19 protein-coding genes are annotated in these 20,562 nt (G+C 72.3%); 9 read left to right on the top strand and 10 right to left on the bottom strand.

Translation table 11 applies throughout. From position 1 onward, the window contains the following. The first annotated feature begins 97 nt into the window (after window positions 1-97). Entirely contained in the window at window positions 98-964 is an 867-nt protein-coding gene (locus tag ACWD12_RS01515; protein ID WP_435839208.1) for a DeoR family transcriptional regulator, read from the top strand. Between the two features lie 395 nt (window positions 965-1,359). Here the strand turns inward: ACWD12_RS01515 and ACWD12_RS01510 are convergent, their stop codons facing one another. Both ACWD12_RS01510 and ACWD12_RS01505 read right to left on the bottom strand, forming a co-directional pair. Then, entirely contained in the window at window positions 1,360-1,911 is a 552-nt protein-coding gene (locus ACWD12_RS01510; RefSeq protein ID WP_450097863.1) for an HAD domain-containing protein, read from the bottom strand. Between the two features lie 158 nt (window positions 1,912-2,069). Continuing rightward, entirely contained in the window at window positions 2,070-3,839 is a 1,770-nt protein-coding gene (locus tag ACWD12_RS01505; protein WP_450097862.1) for an acetyl/propionyl/methylcrotonyl-CoA carboxylase subunit alpha, read from the bottom strand. A 352-nt stretch (window positions 3,840-4,191) separates the two neighbouring features. On the opposite strand from ACWD12_RS01505, the gene ACWD12_RS01500 reads away from it, so the two are divergent. Further along, entirely contained in the window at window positions 4,192-4,443 is a 252-nt protein-coding gene (locus ACWD12_RS01500) for a hypothetical protein (RefSeq protein WP_358363754.1), read from the top strand. Between the two features lie 97 nt (window positions 4,444-4,540). Here ACWD12_RS01500 and ACWD12_RS01495 read toward each other — a convergent pair whose 3' ends face one another. Beyond that, complete coding sequence (locus tag ACWD12_RS01495) at window positions 4,541-5,758, bottom strand: YVTN family beta-propeller repeat protein (protein ID WP_435839209.1); 1,218 nt, start codon at window positions 5,756-5,758, stop codon at window positions 4,541-4,543. Between the two features lie 316 nt (window positions 5,759-6,074). On the opposite strand from ACWD12_RS01495, the gene ACWD12_RS01490 reads away from it, so the two are divergent. Together ACWD12_RS01490 and ACWD12_RS01485 are read left to right on the top strand one after the other, a co-directional pair. Further along, on the top strand, window positions 6,075-7,874 hold the full coding sequence (locus ACWD12_RS01490) for a hypothetical protein (RefSeq protein ID WP_450097861.1): 1,800 nt from the start codon (window positions 6,075-6,077) through the stop codon (window positions 7,872-7,874). Window positions 7,875-8,014: 140 nt separating this feature from the next. Continuing rightward, window positions 8,015-8,521, top strand: a complete 507-nt coding sequence (locus ACWD12_RS01485; protein ID WP_358363750.1) for a hypothetical protein — start codon at window positions 8,015-8,017, stop codon at window positions 8,519-8,521. Window positions 8,522-8,572: 51 nt separating this feature from the next. On the opposite strand, the gene ACWD12_RS01480 is transcribed toward ACWD12_RS01485, so the two are convergent. The 5 genes from ACWD12_RS01480 to ACWD12_RS01460 form a co-directional block, all read right to left on the bottom strand. After that, a complete protein-coding gene (locus tag ACWD12_RS01480; RefSeq protein WP_450097860.1) occupies window positions 8,573-9,736 on the bottom strand; it encodes a LysR family transcriptional regulator in 1,164 nt (387 codons plus the stop codon). A 163-nt stretch (window positions 9,737-9,899) separates the two neighbouring features. Beyond that, window positions 9,900-10,508: a Maf family protein gene (locus ACWD12_RS01475; protein ID WP_358363747.1), complete on the bottom strand. Its 609-nt coding sequence runs from the start codon at window positions 10,506-10,508 to the stop codon at window positions 9,900-9,902. A gap of 264 nt (window positions 10,509-10,772) precedes the next feature. Then, complete coding sequence (locus ACWD12_RS01470) at window positions 10,773-10,895, bottom strand: hypothetical protein (RefSeq protein ID WP_358363745.1); 123 nt, start codon at window positions 10,893-10,895, stop codon at window positions 10,773-10,775. A 194-nt stretch (window positions 10,896-11,089) separates the two neighbouring features. Continuing rightward, complete coding sequence (locus ACWD12_RS01465; RefSeq protein WP_450097859.1) at window positions 11,090-11,287, bottom strand: acyl-CoA carboxylase subunit epsilon; 198 nt, start codon at window positions 11,285-11,287, stop codon at window positions 11,090-11,092. Between the two features lie 145 nt (window positions 11,288-11,432). Then, a complete protein-coding gene (locus tag ACWD12_RS01460) occupies window positions 11,433-13,019 on the bottom strand; it encodes an acyl-CoA carboxylase subunit beta (protein WP_358364074.1) in 1,587 nt (528 codons plus the stop codon). A gap of 258 nt (window positions 13,020-13,277) precedes the next feature. On the opposite strand from ACWD12_RS01460, the gene ACWD12_RS01455 reads away from it, so the two are divergent. The 4 genes from ACWD12_RS01455 (at window position 13,278) to ACWD12_RS01440 (ending at window position 16,796) form a co-directional block, all read left to right on the top strand. Further along, window positions 13,278-14,132, top strand: coding sequence for a biotin--[acetyl-CoA-carboxylase] ligase (locus ACWD12_RS01455; protein ID WP_450097858.1), 855 nt, complete (start codon window positions 13,278-13,280; stop codon window positions 14,130-14,132). Window positions 14,133-14,411: 279 nt separating this feature from the next. After that, on the top strand, window positions 14,412-14,984 hold the full coding sequence (locus tag ACWD12_RS01450) for a PH domain-containing protein (RefSeq protein WP_450097857.1): 573 nt from the start codon (window positions 14,412-14,414) through the stop codon (window positions 14,982-14,984). Between the two features lie 51 nt (window positions 14,985-15,035). After that, the gene (locus tag ACWD12_RS01445; RefSeq protein ID WP_450097856.1) at window positions 15,036-16,286 is read left to right on the top strand and encodes an adenylate/guanylate cyclase domain-containing protein; all 1,251 of its coding nucleotides are present in this window, start codon (window positions 15,036-15,038) and stop codon (window positions 16,284-16,286) included. Window positions 16,287-16,343: 57 nt separating this feature from the next. Then, window positions 16,344-16,796, top strand: a complete 453-nt coding sequence (locus ACWD12_RS01440; protein WP_450097855.1) for a pyridoxamine 5'-phosphate oxidase family protein — start codon at window positions 16,344-16,346, stop codon at window positions 16,794-16,796. A gap of 128 nt (window positions 16,797-16,924) precedes the next feature. On the opposite strand, the gene ACWD12_RS01435 is transcribed toward ACWD12_RS01440, so the two are convergent. Then, complete coding sequence (locus ACWD12_RS01435) at window positions 16,925-17,377, bottom strand: SRPBCC family protein (protein ID WP_450097854.1); 453 nt, start codon at window positions 17,375-17,377, stop codon at window positions 16,925-16,927. Between the two features lie 454 nt (window positions 17,378-17,831). On the opposite strand from ACWD12_RS01435, the gene ACWD12_RS01430 reads away from it, so the two are divergent. Next, window positions 17,832-19,682: a sensor domain-containing diguanylate cyclase gene (locus ACWD12_RS01430; protein WP_450097853.1), complete on the top strand. Its 1,851-nt coding sequence runs from the start codon at window positions 17,832-17,834 to the stop codon at window positions 19,680-19,682. Between the two features lie 37 nt (window positions 19,683-19,719). On the opposite strand, the gene fdhD is transcribed toward ACWD12_RS01430, so the two are convergent. Continuing rightward, a complete protein-coding gene (gene fdhD / locus ACWD12_RS01425) occupies window positions 19,720-20,544 on the bottom strand; it encodes a formate dehydrogenase accessory sulfurtransferase FdhD (protein WP_450097852.1) in 825 nt (274 codons plus the stop codon). Window positions 20,545-20,562 lie beyond the last annotated feature (18 nt).

Here is a 20,562-nt window from a genome sequence, read left to right as displayed (position 1 = left end):
CCCTAAATGCCCCGGAGATTCACCATCTCGGTGAACAAGTTTGGGTAAGACATGCAACCGGCTGAAAAGAGGTGGTCGGTCGCGTTACCTTCGTCACGTGTTCGCTGCAGAGCGTCGTCAGTTGATTCTGGAAATGGTGCGGGCCAACGGAGCGGTCTCCCTCAGGGAGCTCGCCCGGGTGGTCCAGACGTCCGAGGTGACAGTACGCCGGGACGTGCGTGCGCTGGAGGCCGAAGGGCTTCTGGATCGCAGGCACGGCGGTGCGGTACTGCCCGGAGGACTCGCGAGGGAGCCCAGCTACTCGCAAAAGACCCATCTCGCCGCCGCCGAAAAGGCCGCGATCGCCGATCTCGCCGTGTCGCTCGTCGACGAGGGAGACGCGATCGTCGTCGGTGCGGGAACCACGACCCAGGAGCTGGCCAGGAGACTGGCCCGCATCCCCGGCCTTACCGTCGTCACCAATTCGCTCCTGGTCGCCCAGGTGCTCGCGCACGCCAATCGCGTCGAGGTCGTCATGACCGGCGGGACGCTGCGCGGTTCGTCGTACGCCCTGGTCGGCAGCGGTGCCGAGCAGGCCCTGTCCGGGCTCCGCGTGCGCCGGGCCTTCGTGTCCGGCAACGGCCTCACCGCCGACCGCGGGCTGTCCACCCCCAACATGCTGTCCGCGAGCGTCGACCGCGCGCTCGTCCAGGCGGCACACGAAGTCGTCGTGCTCGTCGACCACACCAAGATGGGCGTCGACACGATGTTCCAGACCGTGGCCGCGGAGCGCATCACCCACCTGGTCACCGACGAGGACGCACCGTCCGCGGAACTGGCCGCGCTGTCCGAGTTGGGCGCCCAGATCCACATCGCCCAACTGCCCCAGCGCGCGGTACCCGGAGCCCGCTCCGAGATCAACGGCGACCGGCTCCTCGGCGTGGACCACGCCGCCGCCGTGGAGGCCCGCGACCGCCGTCCCTGACCCGCCCGAATCCCCCGTGAGGCGCCACCACCGAACATCACCGCAGCCGTGCCGTCCACCGGGCGCCCCCCGCCCGAAAGGCACCCTCCCGGGCAGGCCCGACCCGTGCCCTGCCCGCCCCCGACGGCCGCGTCGGCCCTGAGCGGCCGTCACCCCTCCGCCGTGCCTCCCCTCCGGCGCCGCCCCCCGCATCCAGGAACATCCAGGCACATCCCGGTCCACCGTCTGCCGCCACCCTCCGGGCGGTTGCGTACTCATGCACTCGTGCGCCCGTGCGCCCGTGCGCCCGTGCGCCCGTGCGCCCGTGCGCCCGTGCGCCCGTGCGCCCGTGCGCCCGTGCGTCCAAGGGCGGCAACTGCCGTGTTGACGGGCTGAGTTCGTACGCGGCGTACGCCTCAACCGCACTCGTCGGCGGCCTCGGCCGCCGGTGCGTCGCGCAGCCATGCCGCGAGTTCGGCGTAGTCCGCGGGGGAGAGCCCCTCGCGGGAATCGACGCGGTGCAGCAGGGCGTGCGTCCCGTGGTGTGCGGCCACCCATGCGGTGTCGGTGCCGGTGATCTCGTCGTCGACCCACACGAAGGGCCGCCCGGCCGCGTACGCGACCAGGGCACGGGTCTTCCAGTGCAGCCCGGTCCGCTCGTCGTGGCCGTCGAGGTCCAACGTCTCCAACCACTCCACGACGGGCAGTTCGGGCAGGCCGAGCCGCGGCGCGAGGTAGGTGTTCGCCTCGTGCTGCCAGGCGGTGGCCCAGACGAGGTCGCAGGCCAGTGCCGACAGCATGCCGCCGTGCGCGGGGTCGAGCCTGGGCAGGAACGGGTGGTCGGCGACGTCCGGCGCTACGCCCGTCATGTCGTACGTCGTGTACTCGGGCGGTGTCCGGCCGAACGGGATCAGCGGGCCGTCGACGTCGAGGAACAGCAGGGGGCGTCGCCCGGTGGGAGCCGTCATCTCGGCACGGTAGCGCCCCGCCGAACGTGCCTGGGCCGCACACCAGGCCGCGCACACCAGGCCGCGCACACCCGACCGGACACGCCGGGCGCCGGGCACGCACGAGCCCCCGACCGTGGCGGTCGGGGGCTCGTGGTCGTCGCTGTGCGCCGCCCGCGTCAGTCCTTGATCTCGCAGAGGACCGCGCCGCTGGTGACCGTGGCGCCGACCTCGGCGGTCAGGCCCTTGACGGTGCCGGCGCGGTGGGCGTTGAGGGGCTGCTCCATCTTCATCGCCTCGAGGACGATGATCAGGTCGCCCTCGGCGACCTCCTGGCCCTCCTCGACGGCGACCTTGACGATCGTGCCCTGCATCGGCGACGCGAGGGCGTCGCCGCTCGCCGCCGCACCGGCCTTCTTGGCGCCGCCGCGCTTCGGGGCCTTCTTGGCCGGCCCCGCCGCCGCGGCACCGGACGCACCCAGGCCCGCGGGCAGGGTGACCTCGACACGCTTGCCGTTGACCTCGACCACGACGGTCTCGCGCTCGGCGGGCTCGTCGTCGCCGGCGCCGCCGCCGACGAACGGGGCGATCGTGTTGTCGAACTCCGTTTCGATCCACCGGGTGTGGACCGTGAACGGCCCGTCGCTGCCGTGCGTCTCCGGCGTGAAGGCCGGGTCCTCCATGACCACGCGGTGGAAGGTCAGCGCGGTGGCCATGCCGTCGACCTCGAACTCGGTGAGGGCGCGCACCGCGCGCTGGATCGCCTGCTGCCGGGTCGCACCGGTGACGATCAGCTTGGCGAGCAGCGAGTCGAACGCCTGGCCGATGACCGAGCCCTGCTCGACGCCGGAGTCCAGGCGTACGCCGGGACCGCTCGGCGGGTTCCACACCGTGACGGCGCCGGGCGCGGGCAGGAAGCCGCGGCCCGGGTCCTCGCCGTTGATGCGGAACTCGAAGGAGTGGCCGCGCAGCGGCGGGTCGTCGTACCCGAGCTCCTCGCCGTCCGCGATGCGGAACATCTCGCGGACCAGGTCGATGCCGGTGACCTCCTCGGTGACCGGGTGCTCGACCTGGAGACGGGTGTTGACTTCCAGGAAGGAGATGGTGCCGTCCTGGCCGACCAGGAACTCGCAGGTGCCGGCGCCGACGTAGCCCGCCTCCTTGAGGATGGCCTTGGACGCGCGGTACAGCTCGGCGTTCTGCTCGTCGGACAGGAACGGCGCGGGGGCCTCCTCGACGAGCTTCTGGTGGCGGCGCTGGAGCGAGCAGTCGCGCGTCGACACGACGACCACGTTGCCGTGCTTGTCGGCGAGGCACTGCGTCTCGACGTGGCGCGGCTTGTCGAGGTAGCGCTCCACGAAGCACTCGCCGCGGCCGAAGGCGGTGACCGCCTCGCGGACCGCGGAGTCGTACAGCTCGGGGATCTCCTCGAGGGTGCGGGCCACCTTGAGGCCGCGGCCGCCGCCGCCGAAGGCCGCCTTGATGGCGATCGGCAGGCCGTTGGCCTCGGCGAACGCGACCACCTCGGCCGAGCCGGAGACCGGGTCGGGGGTGCCGGCCACCAGCGGCGCACCCGCGCGCTGCGCGATGTGCCGGGCGGCGACCTTGTCCCCGAGGTCGCGGATGGCCTGCGGGGGCGGGCCGATCCAGTTCAGTCCGGCGTCCATGACGGCCTGGGCGAACTCGGCGTTCTCCGAAAGGAAGCCGTAGCCCGGGTGCACGGCGTCGGCACCGGAGTCGGCGGCGGCCTTGAGGACCTTGGCGACGTCGAGGTAGCTCTCCGCCGGAGTGTTGCCGCCGAGCGCGTGGGCCTCGTCGGCCACCCGCACGTGCACGGCGTCGCGGTCCGGGTCCGCGTAGACGGCGACACTGGCGATGCCGGCGTCCTTGCAGGCACGGGCGACGCGGACGGCGATCTCCCCGCGATTGGCGATCAGCACCTTGCGCACGATCTGGCTCCCTCCTAGAACTGGGCAGAGTCTAGGGAGTGGCACAAGAAGATGCTGTGCCGCCCCACCCCGTCACAGGTCGGCGCCCCGGTCGACCTGACTGGTGACGGGACTTCGGCGGCGCTGCCGATGGTCCCAAAGTACTCCGGGCCTCCGGCCCCCTGGAACCGGGGGCGGGTTGTCCCGCGTGTGTCCCGGGTGAGTCCCGGGGCGGTCCCGCCGACCGGCCCCTTTTCCCGCAGCCCGGCCGATGCGCCGTTCGGCCGACGCAAAAAATTGGTCGGCCGGGAACGCCGTGTTGATCTTCGGGCGTTAGCGTGGACAACGAAATAACCCATTAGGGGAGTTCGCCATGGTTTCAGCGCTTGTCGCGCCCAAGATGATCGACATCATCCGCCGGTCCCTGCCCGAGCCGATGCGCTCCGACTTCGACGCGGACGTGCGGCGTACGGACATGTCCCGCCTACAGGGCGTGTTGCGCCTGTGGCGGGCGCGCGGTGCCGCGCGCAACGACCCCGAGCGCATCCGCCGCCTGGAGACCGCGGTACGCACCGACCCCGACTCCGGTGCCGTCACCTGGACCGCAGCAGTGCCTCGCGCGTGACGCGGCCGGGCCCGATCCCGCGTGCGGGATCGGGCCCGGGGCGCGAGCCGGGTGTGCGGGCGGTCGGTGGGGCCACGAGTGAGCGGGGTCGGCAGGGTCAGCGGAAGATGCCGGTGTGGCCGAGCGAGTACCGGCCGGGCTGCGGGTAGACGGCCAGGCCGTGGGGGCCGCGGCCGACCTTGATACGGGCGAGCAGATGGCCGTCGGCGGTGTCGATCGCGTACACCTCGGAGTCGTACCGGCCGGAAAGCCACAAGACCTTGCCGTCCGCCGAGACGCCGCCCATGTCGGGTGAGCCGCCGCCGGGGATGTGCCACTTGGTGTTGATCCGGCCGCCGTTCTCGGCCCCCGGGGTGAACTCCCACAGGGTGACCGAGCCCTCGCCGCGGTTCGAGATGTACATGTACTTGGAGTCGCGGCTGATGTAGAGGCCGTGCGCGCCGCTGCCGGTCTTCACCAGTTTGGGCGTCGTGAACGCGTCGCCGTCCAGCACCCAGACGCCGTGGCTCATCATGTCGGCGATGTACCAGGTGCGGCCGTCCGGGGAGATCTTCACGTCCTGCGGCATCGTGTGGTGCCGGGGCAGTTTCTGGCGGCCGATGATCTCCATCTTCTCGGTGTCGACCTTGAGCAGCGTGCCGTCGAACTCGCAGGAGACGATGAAGTAGCGGCCGTCCGGCGAGAAGTCGGCGTGGTTGACGCCGTCGCAGCCGACCGGCAGGTGCTTGACCGCCTTCATGGTCTGGGCGTCCCGGAACACCAGCTCGTGGTCGGCGGAGGCCATGACCACCGAGTACTTGCCGTCCGGCGTGAAGTACAGGTTGTACGGGTCGTGCACGTCGACCGTGGGCCCGGTCTTCCCGGTGGCCGGGTCGAGCGGCGTCAGCGTGTTGCCCAGGTCGTTGTTGACCCACAGCGTCTTGAGGTCCCACGAGGGCACGACGTGTTGCGGCTGGTCGCCGACCTTGATGGTCTCGACGACCTGGTACGTCGCGGGGTCGATGACCGAGACGGTGTCCGACTCGGTGTTCGGCACGTACACCCGGGACGGGAAGTTCTTCACCGCGTCGACCAGTTGGTTCGGCCGGTCGGCCGCGTACAGGTCGTTGGGGTCGAGCACCGGCGGCATGCCGGGCAGCGCGTTCGCGTTCACCCCGTGCGGCAGCGCCGGCTGGACGGTGGTGTCCTTCTCCTCGGGGGCGGGCGCGGCCGAGGTGGCCGAGCGGGCCGACGGCCGGCCTGGCTCCTCGTTCGAGCACGCTGTGATGGTCAAGAGGCCGCCCAGCGTACAAACGAGCGTACCTGCGGTGGTCATGGCAACGGCCATGCGCGACATATGGGTACGAGACACCGGGTCAGCCTAGGTCGGAAGACGCTAAAAGCCTCGTTGGCGTCACTCGAAAGAGGTTGCCCTCGCGCCGGATGGCGGGCGGCAGTTGGGCCGTTTCGGCGACCTCGCCGGACCGCGCGTATCCGCCGACTACTTGGTTTGTCGCCGCCGCGTCCCGCTTCGGCAGCGAACTTGTCGTCGAAGGGTCCGCGCCGCCCCCCGCGTCCCTATCATCCGAGACATCAACTGCCGCACCCGTGCGGGCTTTCAGGTACTTTCCACCAGGGTTGGGAGAGCGGCGATGGCCGTGGGCGGCGGATTGCTGCGCAGAACGTACGAAACCGGTGCGACGGTGGCCGAGCGCACCGCTCGCAAGCCGGAGCCCTGGGGGGCCAGGGCGGTGGAGTGGATACCGGGCGCTCTGCTCGTGGTCATAGCCGTCAGCTCGGCGCTGATACTGCTGCGGACCGGCGCCTCGGTCGGCGGCCCGCAGACGGCCGTGACACCGGACGCGGAGGGCTACGGCTCCGCCGTGCCCGTCGCCCCGGGCGGCATCCCGACCGGGTGGGACATCTGGGACCTCACCGCGGTCCTGCTGCCGTGGTCGATCCCGCTGGTGATCGGCGGGGTGGGGCTCACGGACACCGCGTACGTGCACCGCCGCGGCGCGGTCGCGGGCGTCCTCCTGGTCGGTTTGAGCGGCGCCGCGCTGACCTCGCTGCTCGACCTGGTGGCGGCGGGCGAAGGGCAGCCGCCGCGCTGGCTCGGCGTCGTCTACCTGCTGCGCTTCGGCTTCGCGGTGCAGATCCTGGTCGGCGTGGTGCTGTGGATCCACCTCGCGCCGCCGCGGCACCGGGTCGCCCTCAACGCGGCCTTCGCCGCGACGCTGGCGGCCGCGCTGCCGATCCTGTTCACCGTCGTCGGCGAGGACCTGCTCGACCCGCTGTGGAAGGCCGACGCGGTCTGGCAGACCGCCCTGCCGCTGGTCGGCTTCGTGCTGGTGCTGCTGCTCCTGCCGACCGGCATGGTGCTGGTACGCCCCGGGCAGGGCTGGCCGCGCGCCTCGCGCGGTGCCTTCCTCGGCGTCGTGCTGCTGGGCCTGGTCGGCGTCGCGGTCGCGGTCTGGACCCTGGTGGACGGCGACGACATCCCCAAGGCGGTCGCGCTGTGGCCGGTGGCTGCGCTGGGCGGCTGCCTGGTCGCGGCCGGGCTGACGTACCGGGTCGACGGCGTCCGCTCGGTCGCCGGGTCGCTGCTGGCGATGGCGGTCGGCATCGCGGCGCTGCCGGCCGCGCTGTTCGGCTTCGACCGCACGGCGTTCAACCCGGGCCTCGGCTTCGACGGCGCGGGCGAGTCGGTGCCGTGGATCGTCGGCCTGGTCGCCGCCGGCGTCGCGGGCGCGGTGGCGGCCCGGGTGACCGGGGCGTACGCGATCGGCCTGGCGGCGGTCGTGCTCGTCGCCGCCGAGTTCGCCGGGGCGGACACCGGCGAGACGCACGTCCTGCTGGTGCGCTGCGCCGGGGCGTTCGCCCTCGGGGTGGTGATCGGCGGACTGCGCCCCGAACCCGCGCTGGCCGCGCTGGGGCTGACCGCGGCGTGCGGGCCGGTCTGGCCGGACCTGCAGACCGCGGGGACCGAGTACGAGTGGGTCGAGGTGCTCACCGAGCGGCCGGGCGGCGTCCCGGTGCCGCTGCTGGTCCTGGCCGGGCTGGCGGTGCCGCTGAGCATCTGGGCGGCGCTGCGGCGTCCGGCGCCGGGGGCCGGCGGTCCGGACCCGAGCGGGGTGGGGGCGTATCCGTACGGCCCCGCGCCGGTGCCCGCGCACGCGGGGGCCGAGGAGTTGTACCCGACGGGGCCCGACCCCTACGGCCCGGGCCCGTACGGCCCCGGCGACCAGGGGCTGCTGCCGGGCAACCCGGGACCGGGGGCGTACGAGCACTCCGGCCCGGGCTACGACGGCCCCGGCTACGGCCAAACCCCGGCCACGAACACGGGCTTCGCGATCCCCGACCAGCCGGGGCAGGCGCCGCCGCCGGACGGCTTCGGCGGGAGCATGGGCCCCGGCCCGCGCCGCGGCGACCTGTCGGGCACCCAGGACTGAGGCAGGGCCGCCGAAGCGCCGTGGCCGAGGTGATTTCCACCGGCTCCCGAAATAATCTCCGGGACAGCCGAAAAATCCTTCGGATAAGTTAATTCCCCGGGGTTATGGGGAAGGCTTTTCTGCTCCTAGACTCGCTGCCCATGACAACACCGGTTTATGGCACACAACATGCCCAGGATGCTGGGCCGCAGATCGGCCGGGCGCACGCCGCGGTTTCGTACGTCGGTATCGCGGGCGGGGTCCTCGCGGCAATCGGTTCGGCCCTCGCCTGGGTGGAGCTGAGCATCGGGGGCGAGAGCGAGACGCTCAAGGGGACCGAGGGCGACGACGGCACGTTCGTCATCGTCGCGGCGCTGCTCGCCGCCGCCCTCTTCGTCGGCGGTGTGGTCGCCCGCAAGGCCGTGGTCAGCGCGGCCGCCGCAGTTCCCGCGCTGGTCGCGCTGGTCTTCGGGATCCTGAACGTGGCCGACGCCGAGCGCCTGCCGACGCAGAAGCTCGAAGGGGAGGGCGCCTCGTCGGCGGAGATATCCGAGGGGCTGGAGATGTTCGACATCTCCACGTCGTTCGGCGTCTACGTCGTCCTGGTCGGCGCGCTGGTCGCGGTCGTCGCGGGCGTCATGGCGTTCCTCAAGGGCCGCAGCGCCTGATCGCACGCGTATTGCCCGTCGCATTCACCCGGATAATCTTTCCGGTGCGCGTCACTCGTGCGCCGGAAACCGTTCCGTGTGAATTCGGCGGGCAATTGCCTGCCACAGCAGATTGAGCGGATGGTCGGTCGCGAGCCGGGCCAGCTCGCCTTTTCGGACGAATATCCCCACCACGTGTTCGGTTGCGGCTCCCGGGCCGGCCCGGTCGTCCACGACCGGCAGGACGCGCAGCCCGTCGCCACCCGGGATCCGGCCCTCGCGCACCGCCCGGCCGATGCCCTCGGTGACCAGCATGCAGCCGTGCAGCGGCAGTCGTGAGCTGAGCAGTTCGAGGCCGAACGGCACGGCGTCGATCTCCGCCGCGATGGTGAGGCGGTCCCGGTACCCCGGGCCGAACCAGGTCCGCAGGAAGTCGGCGATCAGACCGCTGCTCGGGACCGCGAGCGGCAGCGACGGCAGCGCGTCGACCGGTACGGGCCCCTCGGGCACCCGGTCGGCCGGCAGGTTGGTCAGCAAGTGGAGGTCGCCGCGGGCCAGTTCCATGACCTCGCAGTCCTCGGGCGCGGCGTCCGCACCGACGCGCGCGACGACACTGCCGCACACCAGGTCGATCTCCTTGGCCCGCAGTCGCTCCAGGAAGTTCCGGGTGCGCACATGCTCGACCTTCAACTCCACGCCGCGCTGCTGGAGTTCGTCCGCGATGTCGGCGCACGCGTCGGCCATCAGGCCCAGCGTGTAGCGCGTCGTGCCGACGGTCAGCGTCCCGTCGACGCGGTTGCGGCAGGCGCGTATGCGCTCCGCCCAGTCGCCCAGAGTCGTGTGCGCCATGTCGACCAGCGCCTCACCGGTTCCGGTGAACAGGACGTCGCGCCCCCGGCCTTGCTTGACCACCAGCGGCTCACCGCACATCGCGCGGAAGTTCCGGTTGAGGGTGTCGAGTTGCTTCTGCACGCTGGACTGCTCGCGGTCGAGCAGGCGGGCCGCCGCGAGTGCGGTGCCGGTCGCGTGCACGGCGACGAGCGTACGCAGTTGGTCCAGTGTCGTGTCGAGCAGCGGCGCGGGCGCGCTCAGCGGCGGGCGCGGCGGAACCGCGCGGTGTTCCAGGTGTTCGTGCGGTACGTGCTGTTCGCGCTGTTCTCGGCGTTCTCGGTGTCGCGGTGGTGCCGGCGTGGTGGCTTCCGTCTGCTGCGGCCGTGTCCGGCCGGGTGCGGACATGGGGGTTCCGTCCCGAGGGTCGAGGTCGTCGGATGGCGTTGAGCCGGGCGAAGGACGCTACCAGGGCCAACTGGTCTTCCGTCGCCTGCGCGGCCGTCCCCACGTGATCCGGATAGCCCGGAAACGCGGGTGAGGGATACCCCTGACCCGCCGGTCGGCCCGGTCAGCCCCACAGGTCGGTGATGGCGGTGTCCAGGTCGGCGAGGAGCGTACGCAGCAGCGGCAGCGAGAGGCCGATGACGTTGCCCGGGTCCCCGTCGATGCCGTCGACGAAGGGCGCCGACCGCCCGTCGAGGGTGAACGCCCCGGCCACGTGCAGCGGTTCGCCGGACGCGACGTACGCCGCAACCTCGGCGTCGCTCGGCGTCCCGAAGCGCACCACGGTCGACGCGGTCGCCGAGGCCTGGCGGCCCTTCAGCGTGTCGATCACGCAGTGCCCGGTACGCAGGACACCGGACCGCCCCCGCATGGCGTGCCAGCGGGCGGTCGCCTCCTCGGGGGACGCGGGCTTGCCCAGCGCCTGCCCGTCGAGTTCGAGGACGGAGTCGCAGCCGATCACCAGCTCGCCGTCCGCGCACGCGTCCGCGACGACGCGCGCCTTGGCCTCGGCGAGGACCAGGGCGAGTTCGGCGGGGGTCGCGGCGGTGAGGGCGTCCTCGTCGACGCCGCTCACCCGTACCTCGGGGACGAGGCCGGCGTCGCGCAGCAGGTTGAGGCGCGCGGGGGAGGCGGAGGCGAGGATCAGGCGGCGGGTCGGTGTGCGCTCGGACATGGTCCACAACGGTAGTGCCCCCGCCCGAGGCGCACGGACGCCGCGTCCGCGGCTTCCGAGAGTTCGGCTCCGGAGAGTTCGGCTCAGGCAGGCGCGGCACCCGCGAGTTCGTGCCCGTGTCTGCGGCCCTCGGTTCGATGGCACCCGGTCGGTCACGCGTCGGCTGTCACGCGTCGGCTGTCACGAGTCGGCTGTCACGAGTCGGCTGTCACGAGTCGGTTGTCAGAGGGCGACTGTCAGGGGTCCACTCTCACGGCCCGGTCCTCACCACGTCGCCAGCAGGGCCACCACGAGGATGATCAGGACCGGCAGCAGGAAGACGACGCGGCGCAGTTGGTCCACTGCTCGTCGCAGTTCCTCCGGCGGTTCCTCACGTATGCGGCGCATGCCGTCCATGGTCCGACCGAGGGGCAGTCGCGCTCTTGAGTACGTGTACTCAATTCACCTGAGCCCACCCTCAGGACACCTCAGGCCACCTGAGTCCCAATGGTGTCCGGACGAGGGCGCATCCACCCCGCACGCGGTGATCGGGACGCCCCCCGGCGCGGACGCCGGGCGCGATGCAAATGTGCGGCTCGGCCTCAGCGGACCCAGCCGCTGGCCTGCCACGCGCCCGGGCCGGGCCGCAGCGGCGTGCGTACCAGGCGCGCGGGGGAGTTCCACTCGGAAGGCGCCGGTGCGGACGCGGGGGCACCGCCGCCGGACGCCTTCGCGGCGATGACGGTGACGATCGCGGCCAGCTCCTCGGCGGTCGGCTCGCCGCGGACGATCTTGATCATGGGGTTCGTGCTCCCTGCCGGTCGTGGGCCGGTCCAGCGGTGGGGCACCGGTTCTTGCCCGGTGCCCCACCACGCGACGACGGCGTGCGGACGAAGCGGACCGCGCCGGCACCCCCGCGTGGGGCTGCCGCGCGGATGCCGCGGATTACAGCGGGATGTTGCCGTGCTTCTTCGGCGGCAACGTCTCGCGCTTGCCCTTCAGGGCCCGCAGCGCCTTGACGACGTGCGCCCGCGTCGACGACGGCATGATGACGGCGTCGACGTACCCGCGCTCGGCCGCGATGTACGGGTTGCAGAGCGTGTCTTCGTAGTCCTGGATCAGCTCGGCGCGCCGCGCGTCGGGGTTCTCCGCCGCCGCGAGCTCCTTGCGGTACACGATGTTGGCCGCGCCCTGCGCGCCCATGACGGCGATCTGCGCGGTCGGCCACGCCAGGTTCACGTCGGCACCGAGGTGCTTGGAGCCCATGACGTCGTACGCGCCACCGTAGGCCTTGCGCGTGATGACCGTGACCAGTGGCACGGTTGCCTCGGCGTACGCGTAGATCAGCTTCGCGCCGCGACGGATGATGCCCGTCCACTCCTGGTCGGTGCCCGGCAGGAAGCCCGGCACGTCGACGAAGGTCAGCACCGGGATGTTGAACGCGTCGCAGGTGCGCACGAAGCGCGCGGCCTTCTCGGACGCGTCGATGTCCAGCGTGCCCGCGAACTGCATCGGCTGGTTGGCGACGATGCCGACGCTGCGGCCCTCGACCCGCCCGAAGCCGACGATGATGTTCGGCGCGAACAGCGGGTGGACCTCCTGGAACTCCGCGTCGTCCACGACATGCTCGATGACCTTGTGCATGTCGTAGGGCTGGTTGGCGGAGTCCGGGATCAGCGTGTCGAGCTCGAGGTCGTACTCGCTGGTCTCCAGGTCGGCGACCTCGGGGTACGCGGGCGCCTCTTCGAGGTTGTTGCTCGGCAGGTACGAGAGCAGCCCCTTGACGTACTCCAGGGCGTCCTTCTCGTCGCCGCCCATGTAGTGGGCGTTGCCGGACTTGGTGTTGTGGGTACGCGCGCCGCCCAGGTCCTCCATCGAGACGTCTTCGCCGGTGACCGTCTTGATGACGTCCGGGCCGGTGATGAACATCTGCGAGGTTTGGTCGACCATCACCACGAAGTCGGTCAGCGCGGGGGAGTAGACGTGTCCGCCGGCCGCGGCGCCCATGATGAGCGAGATCTGCGGGATCACGCCGGACGCGATGACGTTGCGGCGGAAGATCTCGCCGTACAGGCCGAGCGAGACGACGCCCTCCTGGATGCGTGCGCCGCCGCCCTCGTTGATGCCGATGATCGGCCGGCCGGTCTTGATCGCCAGGTCGAGGACCTTGACGATCTTCTCGCCGTAGACCTCGCCGAGGGAGCCGCCGAAAATGGTGACGTCCTGCGAGAACACGCAGACCTCGCGGCCGTCGACCGTGCCGTACCCGGTCACGACGCCGTCGCCGTAGGGGCGGTTCTTCTCCAGGCCGAAGTTGGTCGACCGGTGCCTGGCGAACTCGTCGAGTTCGACGAACGAGCCCTCGTCGAGGAGGTACTCGATGCGCTCGCGGGCGGTCATCTTGCCCTTGGCGTGCTGCTTCTCGACCGCGCGGGCCGAGCCCGCGTGCACGGCCTCATCGATGCGGCGACGCAGGTCGGCGATCTTGCCGGCCGTGGTGTGGATGTCGGGATCGCCCTGTACCGGGTCCATTGCGCGGGCTCCTGTCAAGTCGAACAGCGGCGTTCCGTAGCGTATCCGCGCCCCGAAACACGTTCTCACCGCCCCGTCGGAAGGGCCTCCCGAGGCCCCCTCGCGGGGCACGTACGCGCAGCTCGGGACGCCCGTCGCGGGGCCGCTTCCGCACGGCCGGGTCCCTGTCCGGGACCTGTCCGGGACCTGTCCCGACCCTGCCGTGTCCCGGGCCGCGTCCTGAGCGGGTATCGCGCCCGCACGACCTAGTCTTTCCGCATGACCGGAGCAACCGAAGCCCCCGAGCCCTCCCCGTGGACCGACCTCGACCGGCCTCCGCTGCGTGAGGCGGGGCTGCGCCGCGGCCTGGAGGGCGCCGGCGGCCTGTGGCGCGAGGTCCGCGTCGTCCCCGAGACCGGCTCGTCCAACGCGGACCTGGCGGCACGCGCCGCGGAGGACGAGGGCCTCGTGCTCGTCGCCGAGTACCAGAACGCGGGGCGCGGGCGCCTGGACCGGCAGTGGACCGCGCCGCCCCGCTCGGGGATCTTCGCCTCGGTGCTGCTCAAGCCGGAGGACGTACCGGTGGCGCGGTGGGGCTGGCTGCCGCTGCTGGTCGGCGTCGCGGCGGCGCAGGCGGTGAGCCGGGTCGGCGGCGTCGACGTACGCCTGAAGTGGCCGAACGACCTGCTGATCGGCGACCGCAAACTGGCCGGAATCCTGGCCGAGCGCGCGGGCACGGGCGTGGTGGTCGGCATCGGCCTCAACGTCTCGCTGCGTGAGGACGAACTCCCGGTCCCGGGCGCGATCTCGCTCGCGCTCGCCGAGTCGATCACCACCGACCGCGACCCGCTGCTGCGGGCGCTGCTGCGCGACCTGGAGACCTGGTACGAGCGCTGGCGCGCGGCCGGCGGGGACGCTCGGGCGAGCGGGCTGCATGCGGCGTACACCGCGGCCTGCGCGACGATCGGGCGCCGGGTGCGCGTCGAACTCCCGGCGGGCCGCGTGCTGGTGGGCAACGCCACCGGCGTGGACGACGACGGCCGCATCATCGTCGCGAGCCCGGACGGGCCGGAGGCGGTGGGCGCGGGCGACGTCGTCCATGTGCGCCCGGCGGAAGAAGCCCCGCACACCTAAGAAGCAGTGCCGCGGAGGCCCACGGACGGGCAGGGGCGGGTCGCGGCGTCGGCACCGCACGGCGGACGACGGCAGTCTCGCCCCCTTCTCTGCTCCCGTCCCTCTCCCGCCGCGCGCCCGCGCCTCTCCCGCCGCACGCCGTCGCACTGCCGGCACGTCGCCCCCATCGCTGTCGTCCTCGCAACCACTCAGCGTGTCCATCGGCTCGGACTGCTCCGTTCGGCGCACAATTTCCCTGCGGGATCTCCTGCGGGGCATGTGCGGACGGAGGTGGGGGCGGTGGCGGCTCGGGAGCACACCGGCGAGGTCGACCTCGTCTTCCGCGAGCATTGGCGCGTCCTGGTGCGGCCGGTCGTCATGTTGTTCGCCGTGGCCGGCGTGGCCGGGTTCCTGGCCTCCATCGCGCCGGGCGGCAGCGGGAGCAACTGGGCGCGCGTCGCGGTGTTCGTCGTGGCGGCCGCCGCGGTCGCGCACTGGACGGTCGTCCCGTGGCTGCGCTGGCTGACCGACCGTCACATCGTCGCCGGCGGACGCCTCGTCGTGCGCTCGGGCCTGTGGACGCAGGAGGGGCGGGCGATCGCGCTCGCCCGCGTCGAGGACGTCACTTTCTCGCAGGACTCCCTCCTCGAACGTGCGCTCGGCATAGGCACGCTCGTCGTGCAACTCGACGACGGCCGCGAGCCGGTCGAGATCGTCGGACTGCCGCGCGTCACCGACGCGCAGGCCCGGTTGTTGCGGCTCGTCGATCTCGCGCGCGACGCGGCCTACTACGCGGACCGCGACGCCGCCTACCACGCGGACCGGGACGGGGCCGCGCGTACCGCACAAGACGCTGACGGGGGCGCGGGCTGACCGGTGTGATGCCGGACACGTAAGGTGGGCCTGACGAGACACCCTGACCCCATGGTGGAGCGCATGCCCGAGGAGAGTGCCCGCGACGGGCACCGCATCGAAGGCCGGACGACCCCGGCCGGCGATCGCGGGAATCACGGCCCCGACGACCAGGAACGCGAGGACGGCGAGCAGCCCGGCGATCAGCCCGGCGACGCCGCGCCCGCGCCCGACCCGGCGAACGCCAGGGCGCGCGGCGGGCCGAGGGACATCAGGTGGCTGGCCGACCTCGACGACCCCGAGGCGATCCAGCACTCGATCTCCGACATGGAGGAACTGGTCCTCGGCGCCCCGCGCCGCTACACCTCGGGCCAGGTCGCGCACCTGGTCGGCGTGCCGCTGGAGGAGGCCCGGCGGCTGTGGCGTTCTCTCGGCTTCCCGGACTTCGGGCCCGCCCGGGCGTTCACCGACGCCGACGTGGAGGCCCTGCGCCACCTGCTGGACCTGATCTCGTCCGGCCTGCTGCCCGAGCCCGTGGCCGCGCAGTTCGTGCGTTCCGTCGGACAGACGATGGCCCGCTTCGCCGAGTGGCAGACCGAGGCGTGGGTCGAGTACATCGGCGGCGAGTTGACCGGCGAGCGTTCCGAGCAGGTCGTCGGGGGTGCGGGCGATGTGATGCCCGAACTCGAGCCGCTGGTGCTGTACGCGTGGCGCCGCCACCTCGCCGCCGCGACCACGCGCGTCATGGAGTCGCTCACCGACCACAACACCGTCGGCCAGCGCCTCGCGGTGGGCTTCGCGGACCTGGTCGGGTTCACGCGCCTGTCCCGCAACCTCTCGGAGGCCGAACTCGGGCGTCTCGTCCAGACGTTCGAGGACGCGGCGTCCGACGTGATCACGTCCCTGGGCGGGCGGCTGGTCAAGACGCTGGGCGACGAGGTGCTGTTCGTCGCGTTCAAGCCGGAGTCGGCGGTCGAACTCGGGCTGCGGCTGGTCGAGGTGATGGCGGACGAGCCGGTGCTGCCGGAGTTGCGGGTGGGCATGGCGTACGGCCAGGTCTTGTCCCGCATGGGCGACGTGTTCGGGACCACGGTCAATCTGGCGAGCCGGCTGACCGCGCTGGCGCCCAAGAACACCGTGGTCATCGACCGCGATCTGGCCGCCGCGCTGGGCGAGGTTCCGGCGTATGAGTTGCAGCCCATGTGGCGCCGCCCGGTGCGCGGGCTGGGCCTCGTCGAGCCGTGGACGGTCGGGCGGCCGGGCGTGCGCGAGCCGGAGGTCGACGGCACCGCGATACCCGATCAGGCCGGTCCGGTGGCCTGAGTTCCGCCCGGCCCGGGAAGGCCGGTGGTGTCGGTGCTCGTTGCCACACTGCCGGGCATGGCTACGTGGAAGCAGTTCGAGACGGAAGCCGGCGAACTCGCGCGTGAGGTGCGGCAACGGTTCGAGTCGGCGGAGACCCATGTGCTGGCGACGTTGCGCGGCGACGGGGCGCCGCGGGTGAGCGGCAGCGAGGTCGACTTCATGGGCGACGACCTCTCCTTCGGGTCGATGCTGAACGCCGTCAAGGCACGCGACCTGGCCCGGGACGGGCGGTGTGCGATCCACGCGCACCCGGCGGCGAACGGTGACGCGAAGGTCGCCGGGGTGGCGGTCGAGGTCGTCGAGACGGCCGAGAAGGCCGCGTACACCACGGGCGGCGAGCCGCCCGGCGGCTTCCATTCCTTCCGGCTCGACCTGCACGAGGCCGTGATGACCGCGGTCGAGGGCGACGAACTGGTCATCCGCGTATGGCGGCCCGGGCGCGGGGTCGAGACGTTTCGCAGGAAGTGACATCGCGCGGCGCCGCGCGGTACCGCCCGCGAACCGCGAACGCCTGTCCTGCCGAGTCTGTCCTGGCGAGTCTGTTCGGCCGAGTTCGTCGGCCCGCTCCCGCTCTCGCGGCCTCCTGCTCCCGCGGCTCAGCCCAGCTTGCTGCGCAGGGCGCGCAGGGCGGGTCGGATCAGGTCGCGTTCGAGCCGGCGCACCTGCTCGTGCCCGCCGTCGGACTCGTCCTGCGGCAGCGCCCAGGTGTACCGCGCGGACCACACCACCCGGGCCATCGTGCCTCCGATGATCGACTCCACACGCAGCGTCGCCAGGCACGGTCCGTCGAAGCGGAGGCCGCAGGGATGCCGGTCCAGGTCGAGAATTTCGTAGGTATAACGGCACTCGGGGTCGTCGTGCTCCACCAGGCGTTCACGCAAGGTCGCGCCGCCGGGGGCGTGTACGTGTCGGATGTCGGGCTCGGCACCGGCTGCGCGGTCCGCGAGCGGCAGCGGGTACCACACGGACGGGTCCCGGAAGTCGCGGATCACATCCCACACCTGGTCGGCGGGCCGGTCGATCACGGTGGTGACGGAGAGCGTCGGCACTGGTCCTCCCTGTCCCGGCACCGTACCCGTTCGGCCGTGTGCGAGGGGAGGGGCTCGTTCCGGTATGCGCATTCGGGCTGTCCGCCCGCGTCCCGGGACCCGTCGGTACGCGACGGTACGGACACGCGGCGTTGCCAAGTCGGTACGGAGGAGTAGGGTGCGAAGGGCGTGGACGGAGGGTCCCGTGGGGTTCCGGCGGCGAGCCGCACCCGCGGGAAGTTCCCAGGGGGATGAGCACCGGCAAGCGAACGCACTGTGACGTGTCGTCTACAGATGTGACCTTTTTCTGCTGCGAATACGGCAAATAGCGACATACTCTGAGTGGTGTCGGGCGGGGCCGACTGACGGCCGGCACGGTTGCCCGGGCGCTGTCCAAGGCTGTTCGGCGGTGGCGGACAGCCCGTCGGACACGCGCCCCCGGGCTCTCGCGTCGGCATACCCGTAGGGAGGCGAGGTGAGGAAAGTCGTAGCGCGCGCTGACCCGCAAGGGCACGACCGGCCCGACCCCGGCGACCGGCGTACCGCCGCGGACGCGACCACCTTGGACCCCGCTTCCCCGGGGACCGGCCCGCCCGGTGCCGACGCCCCGGAACGCTCCGGCCCCGAGCGCGGTGGCTCCGGCGACGCGTCCGCCCCGGACGCCGCCCGACGCCTGCACGCGGTCATGGAGCTGGCCAAGGCGCTGGCGACCGCGCACACCCTGATGGACGTGGTCGGTATCTCGGCCCGGCAGGCCCGCCTCGCGATGGACGCCGCACTCGCCTCGATCTCCGTGTGGGAGCGCGACTCGGGACACCTGCGCGTGCTCGTCAACGACGGCGACCTGGCGGAGGGCGAGGAGGCGCTGCCGCACGCCGAGACGTACGCCGTCACCGACTTCCCCGAGATCATCGACCCCGCGACCTGGCCCACCACGTGGTCCAACAGCGTCGACGAGCACGACTCCGACCACGAGCGGGTCGTCGCGCTGCGCCGCCGGGGCCGGCACGGCTGCATGGTCGCGCCGATCATGGTCGAGGGCCGCGTGTGGGGCGAGCTCTACCTCGCCCGGAACGCCGAGCAGCCGCGCTTCGACGCCGTCGACGCGGAGTTCGCCGCGGTGCTCGCGGCGCAGATCTCGGCCGGACTCGCGCAGGCCGAGCACTACCAGCGCATCGAGAAGCTGGCGTTCACCGACCCGCTCACCGGCCTGGCCAACCGCCGGGCGATCGACGCGCGCCTGGACGCGGCGATGACCCGGCACTACCGCGAGGGCACGGTCGTCAGCCTCATCGTCTGCGACGTCAACGGGCTCAAGCGGCTCAACGACGAGCGCGGCCACGACGTCGGGGACCGGCTGCTCGAACGCTTCGCCGACCAGCTCTCCGCGTGCAGCGCCATGCTGCCCGGGTCGATGGCGGCCCGGCTGGGCGGCGACGAGTTCTGCGTACTCGCGGAGGGATTCAGCCCCGACGAGGTCGTCGCGGTGGCGGAGGATCTGTGCCGTCGGGCGCTGCGCATGCACGACGGCGAGGGCGTGGCGTGCGGGGTGGCCTCGACCGGCGATCCGGTGGGGCCGGTGACCAGTGCGGACCGGCTGTTCCGGCTCGCGGACGCGGCGCAGTACCGGGCCAAGGGCAGCCGGGCCATCCACCCGGTCGTCGCGGGCCGCGGCCAGCCGCCGGACCTGACGGTGTCGCTGGCGGGCGGCGACGCCCCGGTGCCGACCGAATCGACGCCGGCCGGCATGCCGCTGCGGGACCGCAGGCGCTTCCGCGGCGCCCTGCACAACGCCGACCCCGGGCGGCTGCTCGCGGCGGTGCTGGGCGCGCTCGACGAGCGCGAGCCGGGCCGCGTGCACCGGGCGGACACGCTCGGCCGCCTGGAGATCGTCGCGGACACGTTCGCGCGCATGCTGGACGGCGTGGCGTGGTGGATCTCGTACGTGCCGCCGCACGGCCGCTCGCTGCGCACGGTCCGCTATTCGATCCACCGGATGACCGGCGCGCCGAGTTCCGCTCGCGCGCGGTTCGAGGAGACGGCGACCGAGTACGCATTGCACGCGTACCCGGCGTCGGCGGAGGCGGTGCAGGGTGGCGGCTTCGTGCAGGAGGTCGGCGACCCGGGCAACGACCCGGCAGAAGAGGACCTGCTGCTGGTGGGCGGTTACAAAGCCATGGTCGTGGCGGGTGGCACCAACGCGGCCGGGGGGTGGCTGGTGGAGGTCTTCACGGACGGCCGGAGCCTCCCGGTGCACGGCCTTGCGCCGGTGCTGCGAGCCCTGGTCGCGGTAGCCCTGACCGGCGGAGCCTCCCTACCGGAGTGACCCGGCCCAGGGAGTGGACAACCCCAGCACCCGTCCCTCACAGCTCCACGCGCCGGGTGTTCGCGTACACGTTCGCGCTCCGCCCCCGCAGGAACCCCACCAGTGTCACCCCCGCGTCCTCCGCCAGCTCGACCGCCAGCGACGACGGCGCGGAGACCGCGGTCAGCACCGGGATCCCCGCCATCGCGGCCTTCTGGGTCAGTTCGAACGACGCGCGCCCGCTGACCGCGAGGAGGTGCCCCGACAGCGGCAGTCGCCCCTCGCGCAGCGCCCACCCGACCACCTTGTCGACGGCGTTGTGCCGACCGACGTCCTCACGTACGCACACCAGTTCGCCGTCCGCCGTGAACAACCCCGCCGCGTGCAGTCCGCCGGTCGCGTCGAACACCTTTTGGGCGGCGCGGAGTCGGCCGGGCAGGGCGTACAACACCTCTGGCGTCACCCGCACTTCGTCCGCCGCCACGTCCCAGCGCGCCATCCTGCGCAGGCCCTCGATCCCTGCCGTGCCGCAGATCCCGCACGCGCTCGACGTCCACACGCCGCGCTGCAACCCCGGGTCGAGCGGCGGCACATGGGTGCCCAGCACCGCGTCGACCACGTTGTACGTGTTGCGCCCCTCGTCGTCGGTCCCCGCGCAGTAGCGCAGCCTCGCGAGGTCGTGCGTCGCCCCGACGACGCCCTCCGACACCAGGAACCCCGCGACCAGGTCGAAGTCGTCGCCCGGGGTGCGCATGGTGACGGTCAGCGTGCGCCCCGAGACGCGGATCTCGAGCGGTTCCTCGGCCGCCAACGTGTCGGAGCGGCGCACGGACTCGCCGCCGTCCAGGCGGAGGATCTTGTGGCGGCTGGTGACCCTGCCCACGTGGCGGCTCCTCGCTTG

This window comes from Streptodolium elevatio, assembly GCF_053592165.1.
This window is presented reverse-complemented; position numbering and strand designations above follow the sequence as displayed.